This is a genomic window from Bradyrhizobium shewense, from assembly GCF_900094605.1.
GTDB classification, from domain to species: domain Bacteria; phylum Pseudomonadota; class Alphaproteobacteria; order Rhizobiales; family Xanthobacteraceae; genus Bradyrhizobium; species Bradyrhizobium shewense.
On record NZ_FMAI01000005.1, the window covers coordinates 34392 to 58088 of the forward strand.

20 protein-coding genes are annotated in these 23697 nt (G+C 64.9%); 13 read left to right on the plus strand and 7 right to left on the minus strand.

The genetic code is table 11. The annotated features are described in order from the left end of the window. Nucleotides 1-34: 34 nt before the first annotated feature. The 8 genes from GA0061098_RS11220 (at nucleotide 35) to GA0061098_RS11255 (ending at nucleotide 10547) form a co-directional block, all read left to right on the plus strand. On the plus strand, nucleotides 35-871 hold the full coding sequence (locus GA0061098_RS11220; protein ID WP_091956403.1) for an SDR family oxidoreductase: 837 nt from the start codon (nucleotides 35-37) through the stop codon (nucleotides 869-871). A gap of 116 nt (nucleotides 872-987) precedes the next feature. Continuing rightward, the gene (locus GA0061098_RS11225; protein WP_091956404.1) at nucleotides 988-2787 is read left to right on the plus strand and encodes a cation:proton antiporter domain-containing protein; all 1800 of its coding nucleotides are present in this window, start codon (nucleotides 988-990) and stop codon (nucleotides 2785-2787) included. Between the two features lie 76 nt (nucleotides 2788-2863). Continuing rightward, nucleotides 2864-3685: an NAD-dependent protein deacetylase gene (locus GA0061098_RS11230; RefSeq protein ID WP_091956405.1), complete on the plus strand. Its 822-nt coding sequence runs from the start codon at nucleotides 2864-2866 to the stop codon at nucleotides 3683-3685. A 141-nt stretch (nucleotides 3686-3826) separates the two neighbouring features. Beyond that, nucleotides 3827-5911 (plus strand): hydantoinase/oxoprolinase family protein, encoded by a 2085-nt coding sequence (locus tag GA0061098_RS11235; protein ID WP_091956406.1) that lies wholly within the window; start codon nucleotides 3827-3829, stop codon nucleotides 5909-5911. 2 nt (nucleotides 5912-5913) lie between these two features. Further along, nucleotides 5914-7572 (plus strand): hydantoinase B/oxoprolinase family protein, encoded by a 1659-nt coding sequence (locus GA0061098_RS11240; RefSeq protein ID WP_091956407.1) that lies wholly within the window; start codon nucleotides 5914-5916, stop codon nucleotides 7570-7572. Nucleotides 7573-7605: 33 nt separating this feature from the next. Beyond that, nucleotides 7606-8607: a TRAP transporter substrate-binding protein gene (locus GA0061098_RS11245; protein ID WP_091956408.1), complete on the plus strand. Its 1002-nt coding sequence runs from the start codon at nucleotides 7606-7608 to the stop codon at nucleotides 8605-8607. A 10-nt stretch (nucleotides 8608-8617) separates the two neighbouring features. Then, a complete protein-coding gene (locus tag GA0061098_RS11250; protein WP_091956635.1) occupies nucleotides 8618-9211 on the plus strand; it encodes a TRAP transporter small permease subunit in 594 nt (197 codons plus the stop codon). A gap of 31 nt (nucleotides 9212-9242) precedes the next feature. Continuing rightward, nucleotides 9243-10547 carry a TRAP transporter large permease gene (locus GA0061098_RS11255; RefSeq protein ID WP_091956409.1) on the plus strand — a complete coding sequence of 435 codons (1305 nt, stop codon included), beginning with the start codon at nucleotides 9243-9245 and terminating at the stop codon, nucleotides 10545-10547. A gap of 1083 nt (nucleotides 10548-11630) precedes the next feature. Here GA0061098_RS11255 and GA0061098_RS11265 read toward each other — a convergent pair. Beyond that, nucleotides 11631-12275, minus strand: a complete 645-nt coding sequence (locus GA0061098_RS11265) for a glutathione binding-like protein (protein WP_091956410.1) — start codon at nucleotides 12273-12275, stop codon at nucleotides 11631-11633. 102 nt (nucleotides 12276-12377) lie between these two features. Between GA0061098_RS11265 and GA0061098_RS11270 the strand changes: the two genes are divergently transcribed. Next, the gene (locus GA0061098_RS11270) at nucleotides 12378-13040 is read left to right on the plus strand and encodes a TetR/AcrR family transcriptional regulator (RefSeq protein ID WP_091956411.1); all 663 of its coding nucleotides are present in this window, start codon (nucleotides 12378-12380) and stop codon (nucleotides 13038-13040) included. Between the two features lie 186 nt (nucleotides 13041-13226). Here GA0061098_RS11270 and GA0061098_RS11275 read toward each other — a convergent pair whose 3' ends face one another. Both GA0061098_RS11275 and GA0061098_RS11280 read right to left on the minus strand, forming a co-directional pair. After that, nucleotides 13227-15194 (minus strand): methyl-accepting chemotaxis protein, encoded by a 1968-nt coding sequence (locus GA0061098_RS11275; protein ID WP_165637295.1) that lies wholly within the window; start codon nucleotides 15192-15194, stop codon nucleotides 13227-13229. A gap of 312 nt (nucleotides 15195-15506) precedes the next feature. Next, on the minus strand, nucleotides 15507-16472 hold the full coding sequence (locus GA0061098_RS11280; RefSeq protein ID WP_091956412.1) for a 2-hydroxyacid dehydrogenase: 966 nt from the start codon (nucleotides 16470-16472) through the stop codon (nucleotides 15507-15509). A 140-nt stretch (nucleotides 16473-16612) separates the two neighbouring features. On the opposite strand from GA0061098_RS11280, the gene GA0061098_RS11285 reads away from it, so the two are divergent. From GA0061098_RS11285 to GA0061098_RS11300, 4 genes are all read left to right on the plus strand, one after another. After that, the gene (locus GA0061098_RS11285; RefSeq protein WP_028140339.1) at nucleotides 16613-16981 is read left to right on the plus strand and encodes a YciI family protein; all 369 of its coding nucleotides are present in this window, start codon (nucleotides 16613-16615) and stop codon (nucleotides 16979-16981) included. Beyond that, nucleotides 16978-18270 carry an RNA polymerase sigma factor gene (locus GA0061098_RS11290; RefSeq protein WP_091956413.1) on the plus strand — a complete coding sequence of 431 codons (1293 nt, stop codon included), beginning with the start codon at nucleotides 16978-16980 and terminating at the stop codon, nucleotides 18268-18270. Before GA0061098_RS11285 ends, GA0061098_RS11290 begins: the two co-directional genes overlap by 4 nt. A gap of 207 nt (nucleotides 18271-18477) precedes the next feature. After that, nucleotides 18478-19017 (plus strand): SRPBCC family protein, encoded by a 540-nt coding sequence (locus GA0061098_RS11295; RefSeq protein WP_091956414.1) that lies wholly within the window; start codon nucleotides 18478-18480, stop codon nucleotides 19015-19017. A 30-nt stretch (nucleotides 19018-19047) separates the two neighbouring features. Then, nucleotides 19048-19461 carry a VOC family protein gene (locus GA0061098_RS11300; protein ID WP_091956415.1) on the plus strand — a complete coding sequence of 138 codons (414 nt, stop codon included), beginning with the start codon at nucleotides 19048-19050 and terminating at the stop codon, nucleotides 19459-19461. Between the two features lie 113 nt (nucleotides 19462-19574). On the opposite strand, the gene GA0061098_RS11305 is transcribed toward GA0061098_RS11300, so the two are convergent. The 4 genes from GA0061098_RS11305 to GA0061098_RS11320 all read right to left on the minus strand — a co-directional run bounded on the left by GA0061098_RS11305 (nucleotide 19575) and on the right by GA0061098_RS11320 (nucleotide 23635). Then, a complete protein-coding gene (locus GA0061098_RS11305; RefSeq protein WP_091956416.1) occupies nucleotides 19575-19937 on the minus strand; it encodes a hypothetical protein in 363 nt (120 codons plus the stop codon). A gap of 544 nt (nucleotides 19938-20481) precedes the next feature. Next, nucleotides 20482-20919 (minus strand): hypothetical protein, encoded by a 438-nt coding sequence (locus GA0061098_RS11310; protein WP_018317756.1) that lies wholly within the window; start codon nucleotides 20917-20919, stop codon nucleotides 20482-20484. Between the two features lie 89 nt (nucleotides 20920-21008). Then, nucleotides 21009-21797 carry an SDR family NAD(P)-dependent oxidoreductase gene (locus tag GA0061098_RS11315; protein WP_091956417.1) on the minus strand — a complete coding sequence of 263 codons (789 nt, stop codon included), beginning with the start codon at nucleotides 21795-21797 and terminating at the stop codon, nucleotides 21009-21011. 173 nt (nucleotides 21798-21970) lie between these two features. Next, the gene (locus GA0061098_RS11320) at nucleotides 21971-23635 is read right to left on the minus strand and encodes a methyl-accepting chemotaxis protein (RefSeq protein ID WP_091956418.1); all 1665 of its coding nucleotides are present in this window, start codon (nucleotides 23633-23635) and stop codon (nucleotides 21971-21973) included. Nucleotides 23636-23697: the final 62 nt, after the last annotated feature.

Sequence of the window (23697 nt, forward strand, 5' to 3'; positions counted from 1 at the left end):
GTCCGTCGATGATGAGACATCCCGGAGAGAACCCATGCCGCAAACCGATCGCTCGACCTCCTTTCCCTCGCGCCTCGTCGGCCAATACGCCCTGGTGACTGGCGCCTCGCAAGGCATCGGTCGCGCCGTCGCCATCCGGCTCGCCCAGGAAGGCGCAACCGTCGCCATCAATTATTTCGAGCACGATGAGCGGGCGGAGGAGACGCTCGCGCTCGCGCGGGCCGCTTCGAGCGATCGCGGCCACGGCGCGCCCGATCATCGCATCGTCAAGGCCAATGTCGGCGACGGGCAAGAGATTGCTGCGATGTTCGAGGCGATCCTTTCGCGCTGGAAGCGTCTCGATTGTCTCGTCAACAACGCCGGCTTCCAAAAGGAATCACCGAGCGAGGCGCTCGACATCGAGACCTATCGCCGGATTATCGACGTCAACCTGAACGGTGCCGTGCTCTGCGCCCAGAAGGCGCTCGCGCATTTCGTGGCGCGCGGAGGAGGGGGCTCCATCATCAACTGCTCCAGCGTGCACCAGATCATCCCGAAACCCGGCTATCTCGCGTATTCGATCAGCAAGGGTGGCATGGCCAATCTGACGCGCACGCTGGCGCTGGAGTTCGCCGGCCGCGGCATTCGCGTCAACGCGGTCGGGCCTGGCGCGATCGACACGCCGATCAACGCGGCCTGGACTGGCGATCCCGAAAAGCGCGGCGTCGTCACCAGCCACATTCCGATGGGGCGTGTCGGCACGCCGGAGGAGATCGCCGCCGTATTCGCCTTCCTCGCCTCGGACGATGCGAGCTACATCACGGGGCAGACCCTCTACGCCTGCGGAGGCATGACGCTATTCCCCGAGTTTCGCGAGAACTGGGCGAGTTGACCTCAGTTTGGGACTGTGAGGATGGCGGTTCGGCCGGGTAGGGGTCTGCGGCGCCGTGTGCTATCGACCGTGGACGACGCTGCCGCTATTGGCAAGCGTCGACACATGAAGGGCTCGTGACCACAACCATCAACATCAATGCCTACAGCGACGCGCTGGTGGTCCTCGGCACGGCCGGTGTCGTGGTGCCGATTGTCCGCCATTGGGGCATCAATCCCGTGCTGGGCTATCTCGGCGCCGGCGCCATTCTCGGTCCGCTCGGGCTCGGCTCGCTCGTTCAGCAGCTCCCGCTCCTGTACTGGGTCACCGTCGCCGACGCGCAGAACGTCGAGGGTATCGCCAATCTCGGCATCGTCTTCCTGCTGTTCCTGATTGGGCTCGAACTGTCTTTCAGGCGGCTCGTCACGATGCGACGCCTGGTGTTCGGGCTTGGCGGCCTGCAGGTGCTGGCGACGTCCGCCATGATTTTCGGCGTGACGCTTCTCTCCGGGCAGAGCTCGGATACGGCCGTCATCCTGGGCGCGAGCCTTGCGCTGTCCTCGACGGCTATCGTGCTCGAGCTTTTGTCCACTGAGAAACGACTTGCGACCACTGCCGGTCGCGCGACCTTCTCGGTGCTGCTGGCCCAGGACCTCGCAGTCGTTCCCATTCTGGTTTTCGTCTCGGTGCTCGGCGCCGGGAGTGACGGCTCCGTCCTGGCGCACATCTCCAGCGCAATCCTGAAGGCCGCGCTGGCCGTCGCTGTCCTCACTCTGCTCGGGCGGCTGCTGATGCGGCCGCTGTTCCAGATGGTTGCAGGCACCCATTCGACGGAGCTGTTTGTTGCCGCGACCTTGTTCGTCATCGTCGGCGCAGGGATTGCCGCGCACCAGGCAGGCCTGTCGATGGCGCTCGGAGCATTCGTTGCGGGACTGATGCTGGCGGAAACGGAGTATGGTAAGGCCATTGAGGCCACCGTCGAGCCGTTCAAGGGCCTGCTGCTGGGCATCTTCTTCTTCACCGTCGGCATGGCCATCGACTTCCGCGTGTTCATGCGCGAGCCTGGTTGGTTGCTGGCCGCGGTCATCGGCATTCTCGTCGGCAAGGCGATCGTGCTCATCCTCCTCGGCCGGCTCTTCAAGCTCTCCTGGGCGACGGCGATCGAGATCGGCTTCCTGCTCGGTCCCGTCGGCGAATTCGCGTTCGTCAGCATCGGAATGGCGGCGGCCGGCGGTCTGATCGAGCCGCGCGTGTCGAGCTTTGCCGTCGCTGTCACCGCCGTAACGATGGCCTTGACGCCGCTTTTGGGCGCGCTCGGACGACGATTGGCCGCGAAGCTGGGTCCTGAGCGCTCGCCCGATCCCGAACTGGCGGTTCGGCCGCCCGGCGATCGGGCGCAGGCCATCGTGGTCGGCTACGGCCGCGTTGGAAAAGTCGTCTGTTCGCTGCTCACCAGCCACGGCCTGAACTACATCGCGGTCGATCACGAGGCAGTCGCCGTGGCGCGCGACCGCCGCGACGGTCACAAGGTCTATTTTGGTGACGCGACAGAGCTCGGTTTCCTCGAAGCTTGCGGCCTGATGCAGACGACCGGTGTGATCATTACCATCCAGTCGCGGCCGGCGATCGATGCTGTCGTCGAGCGGATCCGGGCGGTGCGGCCGGATGTGCTGATCGTTTCACGTGCGCGGGACGCCGACCATGCCCGCCACCTCTATGCGATCGGCGCAACCGATGCGGTGCCGGAAACCATCGAGGCAAGCCTGCAGCTTTCGGAAGCGGCACTGGTCGGCCTCGGAGTTGCGGTCGGGAATGCGATAGCCTCGGTGCACGAGAAGCGGGATGAATTCCGACTGACGCTGCAGCAAGCCGCCCGCATTGCCGGACAAGAGAAAGTGCGTCCGCTCGATCTCACCGGCCGCCGGTCCCCGCGATAGCCGTCCATCCGGGTCGCGATGCGCCGCGGACTGCGATGATCTGGCAAAACCGGCCCGCGCAGACTACATCTGCGCAATGGTAAACGCTCCACGGGCAAGCTCCCCGCTCCAGGATTTCGTCGGCCGGCACGAAAAGCTGTTCGTGCTGACCGGTGCCGGCTGCAGCACCAATTCGGGCATTCCCGATTATCGCGACAGCAATGGCGACTGGAAGCGGACCCAACCGGTCAACTTCCAGTCCTTCATGTCGGACGAGCATACGCGGCGGCGCTATTGGGCGCGCAGCCTGATCGGCTGGCGGCGGTTCGGCCAGGCTCGCCCGAACGATGCGCATCGTGCGCTGGCCCGGCTCGAGGCGAACGGCCGGTGCGGGATGCTGCTGACCCAGAACGTCGACCGGCTGCATCAGTCCGCCGGCCACCGCCAGGTGATCGACCTGCACGGCCGGCTCGATCTGGTTCGCTGCATGGGCTGCGGCCGCAAGACGCCGCGCGATGAGTTTCAGCATGCGCTTGGTCGGGCGAATGCGGCGTGGCTGACGCTCGATGCGGCCGATGCACCCGATGGCGACGCTGATCTGGAGCACGAGGATTTTTCGTCTTTCCACGTGCCCCCTTGCGAAGCCTGCGGCGGCATCCTCAAGCCCGACGTCGTGTTCTTCGGCGAGAACGTGCCCCGCGACATCGTCGCCACCGCGCAGGATCATCTGGCGCAGGCCGACGCCATGCTCGTCGTCGGCTCCTCGCTGATGGTCTATTCCGGATTCCGCTTCGTACAGGCTGCCGCGCAGCGCAATATTCCGATTGCGGCGGTCAATCTCGGCCGCACCCGCGCCGACGATCTCCTGACGCTGAAGGTCGAGGAGCGGTGCGAGGCGGCGCTTGCATTCCTGCTCTGATCGCGCGGGCGGCGAACTCAGCTTGCCTATTGCATAGGTGCCAAGCAGAATGGCCGGGCGCGGCGTTGTCCTTGTCGTCCATGGCATGGAAATTGCTGCGCTTTCGACCTCAGTCTTGACGATCAGCGCGGAGAATTTGGAATGCTTGAGGGAGCCGAGGTGCGGCTTGCCGTCGATATCGGTGGCACGTTCACCGACATCGTGCTGGACGTGGGTTTGGATCGCAAGACGCGCAAGCTGCTGACGACGCCGCAGCGTCCCGAACAGGCCGTGCTGGACGGCATGCGTCTCATTCTCGCAGACGCGCGCGCGCATATCAGCGACATCGACGTCTTCATTCACGGCACCACGCTGGCGACCAACGCCATCATCGAGCGCCGCGGTGCCAAGACGGCCCTGATCGCGACCGAAGGCTTTCGCGACGTGCTCGATATCGGCACCGAGAGCCGCTATGATCAATATGATCTCGGAATCGACAAGCCGAGGCCGCTGGCGCCGCGCAGCCTGCGTTTCACCGTGCCCGAGCGCGTCGACGCCCACGGCGCCGTCCGTCTCGCGCTCGACGAAGCGGCGGTGCGTGCACTCGCGCCGAAATTGCGTGAGCTGGGTGTCCAGAGCGTCGCGATCGCCTTCCTGCACTCCTACGCCAACCCCGAGCACGAGCGACGTGCGGCCGCGATCCTGGCCGAGGAGATGCCGGGCATCTCCGTGACCGTGTCTTCGGCCGTTTGCCCGGAGATTCGCGAGTATGAGCGCACATCGACAGCGGTCGCCAACGCCTATGTGCAACCCCTGATCGACGGTTATCTCGCCCGCATGGCCGACGCCTTGCAGGTCGAGCAGTTCCGCGGCGCCATTTATCTCGTCACGTCAGGTGGTGGCGTCACTTCGATCGAGACGGCACGGCGCTTTCCGGTGCGTCTCGTCGAATCCGGGCCTGCCGGCGGCGCGATCTTCGCGGCCCAGATCGCGGCGCGTCTTGGCGAGAGCAAGGTGTTGTCCTTCGACATGGGCGGCACCACGGCAAAGATCTGCCTGATCGAAAAATATCAACCCGAGACCTCGCGCGTGTTCGAGGTCGATCGCGCCGCACGTTTCCTTAAAGGCTCCGGCCTGCCGGTGCGCATTCCCGTGATCGAGATGGTCGAGATCGGCGCCGGCGGTGGCTCGATCGCCCATGTCGACGCGATGAAGCGCGTCACCGTCGGGCCCGAGAGTGCGTCGTCCGAGCCGGGCCCGGCCTGCTATGGCCGCGGCGGCCAGCGTCCGGCCGTGACCGATGCGGACGTAGCGCTCGGCATGATCGATCCCGATGCGTTCGCAGCCGGCACCATCAAGCTTGACCCGGAGCTGTCGAAGCAGGCGCTGCTGCGTGATGTCGGCGAGCCGCTCGGCTTGTCGGCAGAGACTGCGGCCTATGCCGTGCACGAGGTCGTCTGCGAGAACATGGCAAGTGCGGCGCGTGTCCATGCGGTCGAGCGCGGCGAGATTGTCGGCCAGCACACGCTGATCGCCTTTGGCGGCGCCGCGCCGTTGCATGCGGCGCGCGTTGCCGAGAAGATCGGCGTTTCCCGCGTGATCGTGCCCTCCAATGCCGGCGTCGGCTCGGCCGTCGGTTTCCTCGCGGCACCGATCGCCTATGAGCTCGTGCGCAGCCGACATGTCCGGCTCGATGATTTCGACACTGAAGCTGTGTCGGATCTCCTGCAGGAGATGGTGACCGAGGCGCGCGCGCTGGTCGAGCCTGGCGCTGCCGGTGCGCCGGTGCGCGAGCGACGTGCCGCCTTCATGCGCTATGTCGGCCAGGGCCATGAGATCTCGGTCGAGCTGCCGAACCGGCGGCTGACGGGGGCCGATCTCGCCGGCCTGCGCCAGAAGTTCGAGGCGGACTATTCCGCGATGTTCGAGCGGCCGATTCCGGGCGCTGCCATCGAGGTGTTGAGCTGGTCGGTGCTTGCGACCACCGAGGCGCGCAATCCGTCCACCGTTGCCGCCGTCACACGCAAGCCTGCCGGCAAGGCTATCGGCAGCCGCAAATTCTTCGACGGCCGCGCCGGCGAGGTGATCGAGATCCCGCTCTATCGCCGCGAGGACATGGCGCCGGGGGCGACCATCGCAGGCCCGGCCGTGATCGCGGAGGACGAGACCTCCACCTTCGTCTCCACCAGTTTTGACGCCCATATCGACGGTGCCGGCAGCATCGTCATGGAACGAAAGGCGGCTTGATCATGAGCAAGGCAAGTGGCGCGAGCCTGATCGACCTTCAGATCATGTGGCACCGGCTGATCGCCGTGGTCGAGGAGCAGGCCCAGGTGCTGCTCCGCACCGCCTTCAGCCCGATCGTGCGCGAATGCGGCGACCTCTCGGCTGGCGTGTTCGACCTCAAGGGGCGGATGCTGGCGCAGGCGGTGACGGGCACGCCCGGTCACGTCAATTCGATGGCGGAATCGGTCAAGCACTTCATCAACCACTTCCCGATCGAGACGATGAAGGAGGGCGATGCCTACATCACCAATGATCCCTGGATGGGCACCGGTCATCTCAACGACTTCGTCGTCACCACGCCCTGCTTCAAGGACGGCAAGCCGGTCGCGCTGTTCTCCTGCACCAGCCATCTGATGGACATCGGCGGCATCGGCTTCGGGCCTGACGCCACCGACGTGTTCATGGAGGGGCTCTACATCCCCATGCTGAAGCTGATCGACCAGGGCGTCGTCAACGAGACGCTGATGGCGATGATCCGCACCAATACGCGGCTGCCGATCGATACCGAGGGCGACACCTATTCGCTGGCCGGCTGCAACGACGTCGGCTGCGAGCGCCTGGTCGAGATGATGACCGAGTTCGGTATCGACACGCTCGACGAGCTCGGCGACTACATCTGCGACCGCTCGCGCGAGGCCGTGCTCGCCGAGATCGCAAAGCTGCCGAAGGGCAGCTGGCGCAACACCATGGTTGTCGACGGCTATGATGCCCCGGTGACGCTGGCGGCGACGCTGACGATCTCGGATGCGGGCATCCATGTCGATTTCGACGGCACCTCCGCGGCCTCGAAGTTCGGCATCAACGTGCCCTTGTCCTACACCACTGCCTACACCGTGTTCGGCCTTGGCTGCGTCGTGGCGTCGCAGATCCCGAACAATGCTGGCTCGCTGTCGCCTCTGACGGTGTCGGCACCGGCGGGGGCGATCCTCAATGCGCCGAAGCCGGCGCCGGTCGCCTCGCGCCACATCATCGGCCAGATGCTGCCCGACGTGGTGTTCGGCTGCCTGCGCCAGATCATTCCCGAGCGTGTTCCCGCGGAAGGCACCTCCTGCCTGTGGAATCTCAACGTCCGCGGCCAGACCCGCTCCGGCGTCGGCGGCAATTACGGATTCTCGATGGCGGTGACCTCCAACGGCGGCACCGGTGCGCGCTTCGGCAAGGATGGGCTGTCGGCCACCGCCTATCCCAGCGGCGTGCGCGGCACGCCGGTCGAGATCGCGGAGACGCAGACGCCGCTGATCTTCTGGCGCAAGGAGCTGCGTCCGGATTCCGGCGGGGCAGGGCGCACCCGCGGCGGCCTCGGCCAGATCATCGAGGTCGGCAGTGGCGTCGATGCGCCGTTCGACATCCTGGCGGCATTCGACCGCATCGATCATCCGCCGCGCGGGCGCGATGGCGGCAAGAACGGCGAGGCCGGCTATGTCGGTCTGAAGTCCGGAAAGAAGCTGCGTGGAAAAGGATTTCAGCAGGTGCCGCCGGACGACCGGCTTGTTGTGCTGACGCCCGGCGGCGCCGGCATCGGTGCGCCCACGACGCGCGATCGCGCGGCGGTCAGGGACGACATCGAAAGCGGACTCGTGTCCGCCGACAATGCGACTGCAGTTTATGGGTACGCGCGCTGACGTGTCAGTGCGCTTGATAAACGGAGGGGCTCAATGATCACGCGACGGAACTTCACCGCGGGCGCAGCGACGCTGCTCGCCGCCGGCCACATCTCGACCCGCGCGCGGGCGGCGACGACGAACTGGGACATGTCGACGGTCTGGCCCGACGGCAATTTCCACACTCAGAATGCGATGGCCTTCGCCGAGGAGGTGAAGAAGCAGACCGGCGGCTCGGTCGCGATCACCGTGAAGGCCGGTGGCCAGCTCGGCTTCAAGGGACCCGAGCATTTGCGCGCCGTGCGCGACGGCCTGGTGCCGCTCGCCGACGTTCTCAACATCCAGCAGGTCGGCGACGAGCCCTTCATGGGCGTCGAGAGTATCCCGTTTCTCTGCGGCTCCGTGGACGAGTTGAAGGTCCTGCACAAATATGTGCGGCCCGAATACGAGAAGATCGCTGCACGCAACAACCAGAAGATCCTCTACATCGTGCCGTGGCCGACGCAGTATCTGCACCTCAAGGCAAAAGTCGCCGACGTCGAGGGTCTGAAGAACATCAAGATCCGCGTGCCCGACAAGAATGCGGTCGATATGCTGAATGCGGTCGGCATGGCCGCCGTGATGATCCCCTGGGGCGAAACGATTCCGGCGCTCGCCTCCGGCGCGGTGGCTGGCGTCTCCACCTCGTCGGTATCGGGCGCCGACGGCAAGTTCTGGGAATTCCTGAAATACGTCTACCCGACCAACCACGTCTGGTCGTCGCAGATGCTCACCGTCAATCTCGATTCCTGGAAGGCGCTCTCCGCAGATCAGCAGAAGCTCGTCGCGGATATCGCGGCGAAGATGGAGCCCGGCTTCTGGGCCAACTCGCTCAAGGCCGACGTCGACAGCCTCAACCGCCTCAAGGAGGGCGGCATGGAGGTGGTGCCGGTCTCGGACGCGATGATGACGGATATCCGGGCCAAGACGGCGCCGCAGCTGGATGCCTTCCTCAAGCGCGTTCCGGCTGCGGACAAGCCGGTACGGTCCTATCTCGCTGAAATGAAGCGCGGCTGAGGGCGGAGTGGTGGTGAGCGTTTCGTCCGAAGCACCGCAAAGCCTCAATGCAGCGGCACCAGTGCCGCTGCGTATCTTGCTCGACGGCATCGACCGGCTCGGCCGCCTCGACGGCTGGATCGGCGGCGGATGCCTGTTGATGCTGACGCTGCTGATGCTGTGCGAGGTGGCAACGCGCTTCCTCTCGAATTTCCTGTCGTTCTTTCCGCCGACGATCTCGATTGCCTGGGAGTACTCGTCTTATCTGATGGCGGCGTCCTTCACCTTCGGCGCCGCCATGACCCTGCGTGTCGGCGGCCACATCCGCGTCGTGCTGCTGCTCAAGAACGCGCCGGCACCGGTGCAGCGCGCGCTCGAGATTCTCTCGGCGGCCGCCGGCTTCGCCTTCATGGCGTTCCTGACCTCGGCCATGGCGAAGTTCGCCTTTGCCGCCTACACGCGCGGCCAGGTCTCGACCTCAAGCGATACCCCGCTGTGGTTTCCGGAGGCCGTCGTCACCTTCGGCATGCTGCTGCTGACGCTGCAATTCCTGGCACGCGCGATCCAGGCCGTGCTCGGTCTGCCGCTGGAGGATCATCGCATGAAGGCCTCTCCCGTCGAATGACCGCAGCGCCCGCACCCGGATTCAAGATCGCATGACCATCGAAGTTGTCGCCCTGTTCGCGATCCTGTTTGCGCTGCTGGCCTGCGGCGTGTGGATCGGCCTCACTCTCGCGCTCACCGCGACGCTTCTGCTCGCGATGTTCCGCTCGATCCCGCTCGACAAGCTGTTGCCGCAGTACGCCTGGAACATCCTGACCACGCAGGAACTGCTGGCGCTTCCGCTGTTCATCCTGATGGGCGAGCTGCTGTTTCGCACCCGCCTGTCGCGCTCGCTGTTTCAGGGGCTGGCGCCCTGGGCCGGGCTTCTGCCGGGCCGGCTTCTGCATGTCAACGTGATCGGCTGCACCATCTTCGCGGCGATCTCCGGTTCGTCGGCCGCGACCACGCAGGTGATCGGCCGCATGTCGCTCAACGAGCTGCTGCGCCGCGGCTATTCGCGCGACATCGCGATCGGCTCGCTCGCCGGCGCCGGCACGCTCGGCTTCCTGATCCCGCCGTCCAACATCATGATTATCTACGGTGTGCTCGGCGACGTCTCGATCCTGAAGCTGTTCACCGCCGGCGTGCTGCCCGGCCTGCTGCTCGCCGCCACCTTCATGGGCTGGGTGATGCTGCATACGAGCCTCAAGCCTGCGATGGTGCCGGAAACGGAAGCGAAGCTTTCGCAGGTGCCCTGGAGCGAGCGCTTCGCCGCGCTGAAGGACCTCGCGCCGGCATTGTTCCTGATCGCCTGCGTGCTTGGCTCGATGTATGGTGGGCTCGCGACGCCGTCGGAAGCCGCCGCCGTCGGCGTGCTCGGCGCGGCGCTGGTCGCCTGGGCGCAGGGCTCGATGTCGCAGCAGGTGATGCGCGACGTGCTGATCGGCTCGGTCGTGACCTGCTCGATGATCGCGCTGATCGTGCTCGGCGCCTCGATCCTCGGCAATGCCGCGGCTTTTCTCGGCATCCCGCAGGCGGTCGCCGCCTTCGTGAAGGGCTTGGGATTGTCGCCCTTCATGCTGATCGTGGTGCTGGTCGTCTTCTACCTGATCCTCGGCTGCTTCCTCGACGGCTTCTCGATGATCGTGATGACTTTGCCGATCGTGCTGCCCATCGTGAAGGGGGCGGGATTCGACGAGATCTGGTTCGGTATCTTCCTCGTGCTCGCGGTCGAGATGGCGCAGATCACGCCGCCCGTCGGCTTCAATCTGTTCGTCATCCAGGGCCTCACCGAGGACGGCCTCGGCTACATCGCGCGTGTCACGTTGCCTTATCTCATGATCATGGTTGGCTTCGTGCTGCTGCTGACGCTCTGGCCCGGCATCGTCACGATTTTACCGCGGGTGCTGTACGGGTAGTCGACATCTCGTCGCCGGCTTTTTCGATAGCTCCCAGCCAGGCCGCCCGGCTCTCCCACCTACCATCCGTTGTGGTGTCCGACGGGCAAAACACGCAAGCGCTGGGTCGAGAGCTCCTTGCAAAAATATTCGAATTTACAGAACTTCGGTTTTGCCGTACAAGCCGAAGCATCCCGCCCGCCACAGGGGGCGTTTCGCGATCGTCACGGGACGCGGGCCGGGATGCGGTGGCCGCGACGGCGTCGGCGCGAATGGTGGCTGCAGGGCGGGAGACCGTGAGCAGCGGCAGGCGCGATACGACACGGCGCTGACAGCATCTTCGAATGGCCTCGACGGCGAGCGCACGCCAGCCGTGGAGAACCCAGCGAGGATGTGCGCGGACGGAGAAGTCGTGTGGTCCTGACGCCCGGGGTCTGTGCGTCAAGTCCTGCGGAGATGTGGCGGCCAACCGGCGCGCGCATCGAGCATCTGCAAGGCGACGGGGGCAATAGTGCATCGCTCCCCGAGGAGAGCACGAAGGACACCGTGAAAACCATCGCGCAGGGAAGGCCGGGCGACCGGCATCACCTGTCGTCCACCCCGTGCGCGCTTCTTTAGCACACGCGGGACTTCGGGTGCCAGCCGGCGCCCGGCCTTCCCTGCGCCCTTGCTTTCGAGAGGGCGGAAGAAGCCAGCAAAGCTCGGGCGAACGACGCCGCGAGAGCGCGAAGGTATGTGCAGATGAAACGATGTCGTAGGATGGGTAGAGCCCTTGCGAAACCCATCATGTTTCAACGTGGAAAAGGCGTTGATGGGTTTCGCTTCGCTCTACCCATCCTACGAACTATCGCCAAACAACGGTCTCATGCCCCGGACGCAGCGAAACGCGCCCGACGATGCGAAGCGTCGATGGTTGCAGTGCGCTGCAGAGCCGGGGCCAATGCATCAGCGGAATGTGCGGCCATCTGGGTCCCGGCTCTGCGCAGCAGCCTAAGAACGCTGCAGCGCGTCCGGGACACGAGAGAGGCGCGCCAAACGTTGTCCCGGCTTGTCGACCGGGACGACGTCTTGTGCGAGCAAGAGCGAAGGGGTGTTCAGTTCGGCCTACGCCGCCGCCTTCTTGCGCGCGAGCTCGGCCTTGTACAGCTCGAACTCTTCCGCAACCGCCTTCGCAACTGACGGCCGCTGGCGCAGGCGCTCGTAATAGGCCTTCACGTTCGGCCATTTCGCGAGCTCGATCGGCGGCGTCGCCATGGTCCAGTTGATGACCGTGACCAGATAGGCGTCGGCGACGCTGAAATGATCGAGCAGGAAGTCGCGCCCCTTCAGGTAGTTGTCGAGATAGTCGAGCCGCGACAGGTTCTTCTCGAGGGCATAGGCCTTGGTCTCCTGCGGCGCCTTGCGGTCGAGCAGCGGGATGAAGAGGCCCTTATGAAGTTCGGTGCCGATGAAGCATAGCCATTGATGCAGACGCGTGCGATCGATGCCTGCCGCGGCGCCGAGCCCGGATTGCGGGAAGCGGTCGGCGACGTATTGCAGGATTGCCGCGTTCTCGGTCAGAACCACGCCCTCGTCGGTGCGCAGCGTCGGCACCAGGCCGATCGGATTGACGGCGCGGAAGTCGGAGCCGTCGCTCAGCACGGTCTTGGTCGGCGGGTCGACCTCGAGATATTTCGCCTCGGCACCGGCTTCATACAGCGCGACGCGGGTTGCCATCGAACAGGCGAGCGGCGAGAAATAGAGATCCATCTGTAGCCTCCTTGGGCAATTCCTGAGATTTCGCTCAACCTGGCCAGATTGATTTTTGTACCATCTTGCATAATATGGGGTCGGTCAAGGATTATTTGCGAAATGGTACAAAAATCGAAGCCGCCAGCTGCTGCCAATGAACCCGAGGGCCGCGGCCAACCTAAGCGCCGCGGCCGTCCGCGCGCCTACGAGCCCGACGTTGCACTCGGCAAGGCGCTCGACCTGTTCCGCAGACAGGGTTTTGCCGCGACCTCGCTCGATGATTTGAGCGAAGCGACCGGAATGAACCGCCCGAGCCTTTACGGCGCCTTCGGCGACAAGCGGGAGCTCTACATCAAGAGCTATCAGCGCTACCGCGAGGAAGCGCGGGCTTCGATGGCCGCGATCTTCCGCGAGGAAATGCCGGTGCGTCAGCGGCTGGAACGCATCTTCGCCTCCGCGCTGAACATCTATCTCTCGGGCGAGACCGGTCCGCGCGGCTGCTTTACGGTGGTGACCGCGGCGTCAGAAGCCGTTGGCGATCCCGAGATCCGCGCCATGGTGCTCGACGGTCTCACCGAGCTCGACAAGGCTTTTGCAAACTGCTTCCGCCGCGCCAAGGAGAACGGCGAGCTGCCGGAGAGCGCCGATCCGGTCGTGCTGGCGCAGATCGCATCAGCCACCGTCCACACCATCGCCATCCGCTCGCGCGCGCGCGTGTCGCGCAAGGAGCTGGAGGCGATCGTGAAGGGCGCGATTGATGTCATGGTGGGAGCTAAAAGTTAGGCTGTCTTCCCGGGGCGCGCGTAGCGCCGAGCCCGGGACCCATAACCACAGGGAGGCGTTTGGCGAAGACTGGGAGTTACCAGCTCGCCTAACAACTTCTCCCTGGGGTTATGAGTCCCCGCCCCCGTGCGCAATTGCGCACTAGGCGGGGACGACACCGATGATGAAGCGAGATCGTGGCCACGACTAAGCAGCCCGAATCTGCGCGAGGAAGCGATCCACCTCGTCCCGCAGCCGCTGCGACTGCTTCGACAGCTCGATCGCCGAACCCAGCACCTCCTCGGCCGCCGTGCCCGTTGCGGCGATGCCGGCAGTGACACCGGAGATGTTCTGCGAGACCTCGCCGGTGCGGGCGGCCGCCTGCTGGACGTTCTGTGCGATCTCCTGCGTCGCCGTGCCCTGCTGGCCGACGGCTGCGGCGATCGCGGCGGAGATTTCATCGACCTGCTGGATCGTCGCGCAGATCGACTGGATGCCGTCCACAGCGCCTGATGTCTCGCCCTGCACCGCGTTGACCTGTGCCCCGATCTCCTCGGTCGCCTTGGCGGTCTGGGTCGCCAGTGCCTTGACCTCGGAAGCGACCACGGCAAAGCCGCGGCCGGCTTCGCCCGCGCGCGCCGCTTCGATCGTCGCGTTCAGCGCCAGCAGGTTGGTCTGGCCCGCGATGCCGTTGATGAAGGAGACGACGTCGCCGATCTTCTGCGCAGCCTCAGCCAGGCTCTGCACACGCGCATTCGACTGCCGTCCGTCGCTGGCGGCCTTGCCGACCACCTCGGTCGCATGAGCCAGACGACGGCTGATCTCCGTCATCGAGGAAGATAGTTCCTCGGCCGCTGCCGCGACGGTCTGCACGTTTTCAGAGGCAAGCGCCGAGGCGGACGACACGGCGCCGGTTTGCTGCCGAGACTGCTCGACGATGGCCGACATCGAGCGGGCGGTATGCTCCATCTCGACCGCAGCCGCGGACACCGTGGTGACGACGTCGCGGATGCTGGCCTCGAAATTGTCGGCAAGCGCGGCGAAGGCGCGCCGCTTCTCCGCTTCGGACTGCGCCTTGGCTTCCAGCTGCTCGGCCTGAAGCTTGCCAAAGTTGACGGCGTTGTCGCGGAACACCGCGACCGCCTTCACCATCGCCCCGACTTCGTCGTTCGCCTTGCTGGCGGGGATGGTGACGTCGGTCCGGCCGTCTGCGAGCTCGCGCATGACGGACGTGATGGAGAGGATCGGACGCGAGATGCTGCGGGCGATGAGATAGCCGACGATGGCGGCAAGCACGAGCCCGATCGCGGCGATCGCGATCGCGAGCATCCAGGCGCGGTCGGCCGAGGCCTCGTAATCGGCATTGTCCATCACCAACTCGACGGCGCCGAGCGGCTTTCCGGAAAAATCCTTGATCGGGCCGAGCAGCGCTGCCACCGGCGTGTTGTCGAGCTTGGCCCGCTTCACCGTGAAGCTGCCTGTGGTAGCGCGGCCGTAATCGGCCGCGTCGAAGAAGCTCTTGCCCTTCAGCGTGCCGCCGAACAGCTTGAAGCCCGAGCCGTCGGCGAGGTGGAAGGCGACGTCGACATGGCGGTTGGTCTTGAAATCGTCGAGGAAGGACTGGCCGAAGGTCAGGCCGAATTCGACCGAGCCGAGATGCTTAGCCCCTTGCGCGATCGGCACCACGCCGCGGATGCCGAGCCCGGCGACGCCGCCTTCGAGGCCGACCACTACCTTGCGATCCTGGTTGGCGACTACGACGGTCTTGCGGAATCCGCTGAGGTCGTCGCCGAACTTGGCGGGCTGGTGCACGCGCAGGAACGAGGTCGCTGGCGCCACATGGAACTGGAATTGCTCGACACCGTATTCCGATTTGGTCGCGGCAAAGACCGGCCCGAACAGGGCTATCAGGGCGTTGCGGTCCTGCTTGGCCATCGCATCCTGCGTCGCCGGCATCGCGGCCACGACCGTGCTCATGGCGGCGGCCCGGTGCGATTCCTCGGCGATGCGCGACTGAAGGGCATCATAATGGCTGTGCAGCTCGCGCTGGTCGGCGCGGTCGATGATCCCCGCGATGATCCACATCGCCCCGAGCACCGCAAACAGGGCGGTTGCCGCCGCCGTCACCGCGAGGGCAACCGTGATCCGCATCCTGAGGCCGAGGCTCGCGCGCATGTCCGACTCGTTGTTTGAGCGTTGGTTAACAACGCTTATCAACTTCTCGCTAAGAGAGGGTGAACGGGATACCGGCGGAGCGCGGTGGTTGTGGGGGAGGGGAAGCCATCCGCCAAAACAAAGGCGTCGTCCCCGCGAAGGCGGGGACCCATAATCCCAGGGAGGAGTTTGCCGAAGACTCGTCGTTCGGTACCGCTTCTGTTTGCGATCGAGAGATCACGCGGTATGGATCCCCGCGCCCGTGCGCAATTGCGCACTAGGCGGGGACGACACTGAACATGAGGCGCCAGCGTTCGCAAAATCCCGAGAGCCTCAATAACCCCTGGCCCGGTCCACCACGTTCTCCAGCGCGCCGCCGGCCTCGAACCGTGCGATCTGCTCGGCGACATAGGCCGAGATCGCGTCCGCGTCGGTGTCGGCTGCGTTGTGGGGCGTCAGCACCACCTTGGGATGGGTCCAGAACCGGCTGTCCGCCGGCTGCGGCTCCTGCACGAAGACATCGAGCGAGGCGGCGCCCAGCGTGCCTTCATCGAGGCAGGCGAGGATGTCGGCCTCGTTCTGCAGGCCCCCGCGGCCGGCATTGATCAGCACCGGCGCGCCGAGCGGGCTGTTGCGGTTGAGCTTGGTGAAGACGTCGCGGTTGAGGATGCCGTGCGTGTCGGGCGTCAGCGGCAGCAGGCAGACCAGGATGTCGGTCTTGCGCAGGAAGGCATCCATGCCGGCGGTGCCATGGAAGCATTCGACGCCGTCGATCGTGCGCGGGCTGCGGCTCCAGCCGGCGACGCGGAAGCCGAGCCGGCGCAGCACGTCGGCCGCATCCGCTCCTAACGTGCCAAGCCCCATGATCCCAACCGTGACCGCGCTCGCCGGCCATTGATATTTCGGCTCCCAGCGTTTTGCCCCCTGCGAGTCTCGCAAATAAAGCTCCTGGCGGTGGTGCATCAGCACATGCAGCACGACATATTCAGTCATGCGGTTGGTGAGGTCAGGCACCGCGACCCGGACCAGCGGCACATCGGGCAGGCTCTTGTCCGCCATCAGCGCATCGACGCCGGCGCCGAGATTGAAGATCGCCCGCAGATTGGGGAAGGCGCCGAGATCGCCGGGCACCGGCTTCCACACCGTGGCATAGTGCACCTCGGCGGGATCGAGCGTGGAATCCGGCAGCAGCACCACACGGCGGCCGCCGCAGACAGCATCAAACCGGGCCTTCCAGCGCTCCGGCAACCAGTTCTGCTGCGTGCTGTTGATCAGGACGGCCAGTGTGCCCTTGGTCATTCGAAGTGCCTCGTCGGGTTCCGCTTACGAAAGCTCTCCTTGGCACGATCTGCCGGATTTTTCTTGCAAATTTTTTCCGCAGTCCTGTCGGGGCGGGGCATATTGGCGCGTCTTTAGAACAGACGAGGAAAGTGTCGCCTATGCTTTATGCCATCCTTTGCTATCACGATGAGGACTTCGTCGGCTCCTGGAGCAAGGAGCAGGATGAGGCCGTGATGAAGAAGCTCGCCGTGGTGCAGGAGAAGCTCACCCAGCAGGGCCGGCTCGGGCCGGTCGCGCGGCTGCTGCCGACCACGGCAGCGGCGACCTTGCGGAAGGAAGATCCTCCGCTGGTGCTGGACGGCCCCTATGCCGAGACCAAGGAGCAGCTGCTCGGCTTCTATATCGTCGACTGCAAGAATCTCGATGAGGCGCTCGACGTCGCCCGCGACCTTGGCGCTGCCAATCCCGGCGGCGCCTATGAGGTGCGTCCCGTCGGCGTGTTCCGGCCCGGAGGAAATTTGACGTGAGCGAGACCGACACCGGCTGGATCGAGACCGCGCTGACCTCGGCGCGCCCCCAGGCGGTCGGCGCGCTGCTGCGTTATTTCCGTGTTCTCGACACCGCCGAGGAGGCGTTCCAAAACGCCTCCCTGCGCGCGCTCAAGACCTGGCCGCAGAACGGGCCGCCGCGCGATCCTGCGGCCTGGCTGATCATGGTCGGCCGCAATGCCGCCATCGACGAGGTGCGCCGGACCCGCAAGCAGCAGCCGCTGCCGGAGGACGATCAGGCGATCTCCGATCTCGACGACGCCGAAGGCGCGCTGGCCGAACGGCTGGACGGCTCGCACTACCGCGACGACATCCTGCGGTTGATGTTCATCTGCTGCCATCCGCAATTGCCGGCGACGCAGCAGATCGCGCTGGCGCTGCGCATCGTGTCGGGGCTTACCGTGAAGCAGATCGCGCGCGCCTTCCTGGTGTCGGACGCGGCGATGGAGCAGCGCATCACCCGCGCCAAGGCGAAGGTCGCCGAAGCCGGGACGCCGTTCGAAGCGCCCGGCGCAATCGAGCGCTCCGAGCGGCTCGCCGGTGTCGCGGCGATGATTTACCTGATCTTCAACGAGGGCTATTCGGCGAGCGGCGACACCGCGGAGATACGCAAGCCGCTCTGCGAGGAGGCGATCCGGCTGGGGCGCCTGCTGCTCAGGCTGTTTCCGAGCGAGCCGGAGATCATGGGGCTCACCGCGCTCATCTTGCTGCAGCATGCACGCAGTGCCGCGCGCTTTGCCGCCGATGGCTCGCTGATCCTGCTGGACGACCAGGACCGTTCGCTTTGGAACAGCACCATGATCGCGGAAGGGCTGGCGCTGATCGACAAGGCGATGCGCCACCGCCGCAGCGGGCCCTATCAGATCCAGGCCGCGATCGCTGCATTGCATGCCCGCGCGTCGACGCCGGAGGAGACCGACTGGGCGCAGATCGACCTGCTCTATGGCGCGCTTGAAGTTGTGCAGCCGTCTCCCGTGGTGACGCTCAACCGCGCGGTCGCGGTCTCGAAGGTGCAAGGGCCGCAAGCCGCGCTCGATCTGATCGAGCCGCTTGCGCCGAAGCTCGCCAACTACTTCCATTTCTACGGCGTGCGCGGCGCCTTCCTGATGCAGCTCGGCCGCAACGACGAGGCGCGTGTCGCCTTCGACCGCGCCATCGCACTTGCCAACACGTCCGCAGAGGCGGCCCACATCCGCATGCACATCGATCGCCTGATCCGGGACAGCCAGCCGAAGTCCGGCGCGCGGCAGGGCGCGAAAGTGAAGTGACGCCGCACGCGTCATTCCGGGATGGTCCGAAGGACCAGACCTTAGGTGCGCACTTGCGCACCGGGGAATCTCGAGATTCTCAGGTGCGCAATAGCGCACCATAGTTCACCCTTCGGGTGCCCCGGAATGACGGCAGAATAATTTCGTCGTCAATTGTCGGCCTCCGCCATTCCCGTTCGTCCTAAGCCCGTATCCACGGAGCTCCTCATGCTGAAAGCCGTTGCCATTATCGCCATCCTGCTCGCCGCCGCACTTGTGGGCGTCCTTGCCTTCGCCCTGACAAAGCCTGACACCTTCCGCGTCGAGCGAAGCCTCGCGGTGAAGGCGACGGCCGGTGCGATCTATCCGCAGGTCGCCGATTTCCGCCGCTGGACCAACTGGTCGCCCTATGAGACCCGCGATCCCGCCATGAAGCGCACCTTCGGTGGATCTGAGGGAGGCAAGGGCGCGACCTATGCCTGGGACGGCAACAACAATGTCGGCGCCGGCCGCATGGAGATCCTCGAGGCGACCGGGCCGTCCAAGCTTCGCATCAAGCTCGATTTCGAGCGGCCGTTCGAAGGTCACAACACCGCCGAGTTCACCTTTGTGCCGCAAGGCGATGCCACTCTGGTCACATGGGCGATGTACGGTCCGGCTCCGTTCATGTCCAAGATCATGCAGGTGTTCATCAACATGGACAGCATGATCGGCAAGGATTTCGATGCCGGCCTCGCCAGCCTGAAGAAGCTGACTGAGAAGCAATAAGCCTCACTGCAAACGAAGAGGAGAGAAACGATGCTCAACGCTTATCTGTTCTATCAGGACACCTGCGAAGCTGCGTTCAACTTCTACGCCAAGGTCCTGGGCGGCAAGATCGACGCCATGATGCGGTCATCGGACGCGCCGCCGGACATGCCCGCCGCGCCCGGCCGCGAGAAGATGATCATGCATGCGCGGATGTCGTTGCCCGACGGCAGCGTATTGATGGCCTCCGATGCGCCGGCCGAGCACTTTCACAAGCCGCAGGGCTTCTCGATCTCGCTCACCGTCAAGGATCCCGCAGATGGCGAGCGTAAGTTCAACGCGCTCGCCGAGGGCGGCAGCGTCACCATGCCGTTCAGCAAGACGTTCTGGGCCAAGGGCTTTGGCATGTGCGTCGACAAGTTCGGCATTCCCTGGATGGTGAACTGCCCGGCCGAAGGGATGTGACAGGCGCGACCGCCTGCATGATCAATTGAGTCGCGATCCCCTCTCTCCAGTGTTGCGGGAGAGGGGACGCCTGGATTTATCGCGCGTCATACCCGGATCGGTCGTGAGCTCGCTCAACGGATCGATCCGGTCGCGTCCTCGCTTTGCTGCGGCGACTGAACGCAGCGAGGGCAGATCACGAGCTTGGTGCCGAGCTGCTTGTCGTTCTCGGCTTCGATCTCGTCATGGATCGCCCACCACGCCTCCGAGTATGGCCGCAAGGTGCCGAGCACTCGTTCCCGTTCCTGATTGGGATCAGCTGCCGCGGGCGCGGGGTTCGTCGCGCGCCGCTTTGCGACATGTGGGCGATTCGAGCCTTTGTTGGGGTCCTGGCCGAGGCCATCCCATGCGATCGGGCGGCGCTCCTGCGCCGGTGCGTCTGCACATCCAAGCAGCGCTGTGCAGAAAGTAAGCAAGATGAAGCCGCGTCGTATCATGCCGGACCCAAAGTTCGATGCGCAGTGCGCAAGCTTCCGCACGGGAAACTTGCATCGCGTCGGTCAAATGGAACTTAAGGCAAACGGTTGGCCGGCGTGGCCGAGCAATGAACGCACGATTCGCATCACTTTGCGGGAGCACTGAGGCCGCTTCGTGAAACCATGCGGACTGCATCGCACAACAATTGACGCAATATTGGGCTGTAATCTGCACGTCAGAATCGCTATTGGTGACTCACAAAATCTAAAAAGCTGGGGTGGACGTCACTTGGAAGGGGAGCGACCGATGGCGGCGGCGCTACAGATCAATTTTGCCCTGTGGGGGATGCTTATCTGCGTCAGCATGAAGCTGGGGCCGGTGATCCAGACTCTTTACTGACGGCAGCCAAAGCGTGATGGCGTGGAGACCCCGGTGCGCACATTGGGTGCGAGCACAGGGAACCTGCCGTGTGGCCTCGGGCCGGCCAAGCCAGATGCCTTTGATGTGACGCGACGCGGTTCACAGAACTCATTCACGTCACATGCGTGGCGGCTGCCACATTCGTCAGCGGCAGCGCGGATAGATCGCGGCGAGATCGCGCCCCTTGAGCAAGAGTAGCCGCGAGGTGAGGCCGCCACGGCGGCTGATCCAGTCGCGCACTGGGCCGGGATAGGCGGCAAGCACCGCGACCGATGCTTCCGGCTCGGCATAAAAGCGCCCGCGGCGGTCGACCGAGCGTGCCGCATGGAAGCCGAGCACGGCGCGCTTGGTGACGCAGATGCGCTCGCCCGGCACGATGCTCAGCACCAGGGTGCAGGCAGATAGGCAGGGACCATCGATCACCACGCGCTCGCCGCTCTCGCGCACCTTCTCGAACAAATCGAGGAACGGCCCGACCTGTCCGCCCGGAGACTGGATGATGCGGATTTCAGCGGACGCCGGCGCGGTGGCGAGCAGCGCGAATGCAAGCATCAGGGCGTTGAGCAAAGAGATGCGTCGCATGAAGTCTCCACCTAAATCGGTTCCGTAGGGTGGGTTACGCCCAGCGACCCGCGCAGCGGCAGTGCTAACCCACCCTACACTTTCCGGACCTATCCGTTGCGGCGCTGGCCGCGCAGCGTGGGCAGGCCGATACCTGCCGCATCGAAGCCGCCATCAACGGCCAAAATTTGGCCGGTGATGTAGCTCGCATTTGCCGAGCACAGGAAGTAGATCGCTTCCGCAAGCTCCTCCTCCAGGCCGTAGCGGTTGAGCGGAATGGCGTCGTGATAGTCGGCGCGGATCTCCTTGGTGTGCACCTGCTTCGCCATCGCGGTGTCGACCGGTCCCGGCGCGACCGCATTGACGCGGATGTTGAGGGAGGCGAGTTCGACAGCGAGCTGCTTGGTCAGGTGCGCGAGCCCGGCCTTGCTGGTGCCGTAGGCCGAGCGCAGCGTCGAGGCGCGCACCGCCGAGATCGAGGTGATGTTGACGATGGCGCCGCCATGGCCTTCGCGCATCAAGGGAACCGCGGCCTTGGTGCAGAGGAACGGGCCGGTGAGATTGACCTCGAGCACGCGGCGCCAATCGGTCTCGGACGTCTCCATCAGCGGTGCGAACACCGCGATGCCGGCATTGTTGACCAGTGCATCCAATCGGCCGAACCGGCGCTCGACCGCCTCCATTGCATCGCTCACTGCGGCGGCGTCCGAGACGTCGCAGGTCAGCGCCAGCGTCGCCTCGCTTTGGTCGATTTCGGCGACCGCCCGGCCGAGCAACTCGCCCTCGATATCGAGCAGCGCTACGCGCCAACCCTCGGCCAGGAACTTCTTCGCGGTCGCAAGCCCAATGCCGCGAGCGGCTCCGGTGACGAGAGCGATTTTTTGCGGGGCTTGCGGCATGGGAAATTTGTCCTCGAGTAGCATATGGGCGCAGGAGTGCAGGCTTCTTTTACTGCGCTTTTGTGCTTACGAGGAAGGGGCAGGCGAGGGCTGCGCGCAGCTGGAAAAATGCCAAATCCGTCACCCTGAGGCGGCCGCCTCGAAGGATGACGAACATGGCGGGGAAGTCGTCCTTACGCCAGCTCCGCCGAGGCACGCTGCATGTTGGCCGACATGTCCGCGGTCACGATGCTCTGCTCCTCGACCGCGGCTGCGGTGGAGGCGATGAACTCGTTGACGCCTGCGATCGCGGCTTTGATCGCGGTCAGGGAGCTCGCGACGTCGCCGGAGATGGTGTTCAGCGCGTCGATTTCGGACGTGATCGTGTCGGTCGCCTGCTTGGCCTGGCTCGCGAGGTTCTTCACCTCGGAGGCGACCACCGCAAAGCCGCGTCCCGCTTCGCCGGCGCGGGCCGATTCAATCGTGGCGTTGAGCGCGAGCAGATTGATCTGGCTGGTGATGCCCGAGATCATCTCGACGATGCCGCTCATGGCCTGTGCGGCGGCCGTCAGCTTCTGGGCCTGGCCGTCGGCGGACTCGACCCTTGTGGTCGCGACCTTGGACGTCTCGCGCGACTTCGTCATGGTCTCGGAGATTTCGCGGATCGATGCGCTCATCTGCTCGCTGCCGGCGGCGACCGCCTCGATCAGCCCGCGCGCGTTGTCGGCCTTCTTGCGGCCGATCGCCTGCGCGGTGATGTCGGTGGCGTATTTCACCACCTTGTACGGCTTGCCGTTGAGATCGAAGATCGGGTTGTAGGACGCCTGGATCCAGATATCGCGGCCCCCCTTGGCGATGCGCTTGTATTCGGCGGCCTGGTATTCGCCGCGATTGAGCGCTTCCCAGAACTGGCGGTAGGCGGCCGAATTCTTCTCGTTCGGCTCGACGAACATGGAATGGTACTGGCCCTTGATCTCGGCCAGCGCATAGCCCATCGCCTTCAGGAAATTCTCGTTGGCGGTGCGGATCGTGCCGTCCATGTTGAACTCGATCACCGCCTGCGACTTCTGGATCGCGGCGAGCTGGCCGTCATTGTCGGCCGCCTTCATCTTCTGCGCGGTGACGTCGGTGGCGAACTTCACCACCTTGAGCGGCCTGCCCATCTCGTCGAGGATGGGGTTGTAGGTCGCGAGGATCCAGATTTCCTTAGCCCCCTTGCCGAGCCGCTTGTATTCGGCCGCCTCGAACTGGCCGCGGTTCAGCCGCGCCCAGAAATCGGAATAGGCCGAGCTCGCGCGATCCTCCGGCGTCACGAACATGCTGTGGTGCTTGCCCTTGATCTCGTCGAGCGAGTAGCCCATCGCATTGAGGAAGTTCTCGTTGGCGGTGACGATGGTGCCGTCCATGTTGAACTCGATCACGGCCTGCGCACGGCTGATCGCGGCGAGCTTACCGGCCTCCTCCATGGCCCTCATCTTGTTGGCCGTGATGTCGGTGGCGAACTTGATGAAGCTGACCACCTTGCCGCTCTCGTCGCGCAGCGGCGCGTAGGAGGCGTGGACCCAGACCTCCTTGCCGTTCTTGCCGTAGCGCCGGTATTGCGTGGTCTGGAACTCGCCGCGGTTCAGGCTGGCCCAAAAATCGCGGTAGCGAGCGCTCTCGCGCTCGGCCGGGCTGACGAAGATGCTGTGATGCTTTCCCTTGATCTCGGCAAGCGTGTAGCCGCTCATCTTGAGAAGGTTTTCGTTGGCGTCGAGGATGGTGCCGTCGAGACCGAATTCGATCACGGCTTGCGACCGGTCGAGCGCCTCGACCTCCGCGATGGCGTGTCTGACCTTCTTGCTCAGGAAATTGAACACGTAAGCCCCGCAATGCTCGGACGCGATCCGACAGGATCGCCATACCGTTTCCCCTGAGTTGA

What these genes read in the sequence shown, in the direction of transcription:
- GA0061098_RS11300 (WP_091956415.1), top strand. Translation starts at nt 19,048, where the DNA reads ATGCTCAACGCTTATCTGTTCTATCAGGACACCTGCGAAGCTGCGTTC.
- GA0061098_RS11305 (WP_091956416.1), bottom strand. Translation starts at nt 19,937, where the DNA reads ATGATACGACGCGGCTTCATCTTGCTTACTTTCTGCACAGCGCTGCTT.
- GA0061098_RS11235 (WP_091956406.1), top strand. Translation starts at nt 3,827, where the DNA reads ATGCTTGAGGGAGCCGAGGTGCGGCTTGCCGTCGATATCGGTGGCACG.
- GA0061098_RS11285 (WP_028140339.1), top strand. Translation starts at nt 16,613, where the DNA reads ATGCTTTATGCCATCCTTTGCTATCACGATGAGGACTTCGTCGGCTCC.
- GA0061098_RS11315 (WP_091956417.1), bottom strand. Translation starts at nt 21,797, where the DNA reads ATGCCGCAAGCCCCGCAAAAAATCGCTCTCGTCACCGGAGCCGCTCGC.
- GA0061098_RS11280 (WP_091956412.1), bottom strand. Translation starts at nt 16,472, where the DNA reads ATGACCAAGGGCACACTGGCCGTCCTGATCAACAGCACGCAGCAGAAC.
- GA0061098_RS11270 (WP_091956411.1), top strand. Translation starts at nt 12,378, where the DNA reads ATGGTACAAAAATCGAAGCCGCCAGCTGCTGCCAATGAACCCGAGGGC.
- GA0061098_RS11265 (WP_091956410.1), bottom strand. Translation starts at nt 12,275, where the DNA reads ATGGATCTCTATTTCTCGCCGCTCGCCTGTTCGATGGCAACCCGCGTC.
- GA0061098_RS11295 (WP_091956414.1), top strand. Translation starts at nt 18,478, where the DNA reads ATGCTGAAAGCCGTTGCCATTATCGCCATCCTGCTCGCCGCCGCACTT.
- GA0061098_RS11230 (WP_091956405.1), top strand. Translation starts at nt 2,864, where the DNA reads ATGGTAAACGCTCCACGGGCAAGCTCCCCGCTCCAGGATTTCGTCGGC.
- GA0061098_RS11240 (WP_091956407.1), top strand. Translation starts at nt 5,914, where the DNA reads ATGAGCAAGGCAAGTGGCGCGAGCCTGATCGACCTTCAGATCATGTGG.
- GA0061098_RS11255 (WP_091956409.1), top strand. Translation starts at nt 9,243, where the DNA reads ATGACCATCGAAGTTGTCGCCCTGTTCGCGATCCTGTTTGCGCTGCTG.
- GA0061098_RS11245 (WP_091956408.1), top strand. Translation starts at nt 7,606, where the DNA reads ATGATCACGCGACGGAACTTCACCGCGGGCGCAGCGACGCTGCTCGCC.
- GA0061098_RS11275 (WP_165637295.1), bottom strand. Translation starts at nt 15,194, where the DNA reads ATGCGCGCGAGCCTCGGCCTCAGGATGCGGATCACGGTTGCCCTCGCG.
- GA0061098_RS11310 (WP_018317756.1), bottom strand. Translation starts at nt 20,919, where the DNA reads ATGCGACGCATCTCTTTGCTCAACGCCCTGATGCTTGCATTCGCGCTG.
- GA0061098_RS11220 (WP_091956403.1), top strand. Translation starts at nt 35, where the DNA reads ATGCCGCAAACCGATCGCTCGACCTCCTTTCCCTCGCGCCTCGTCGGC.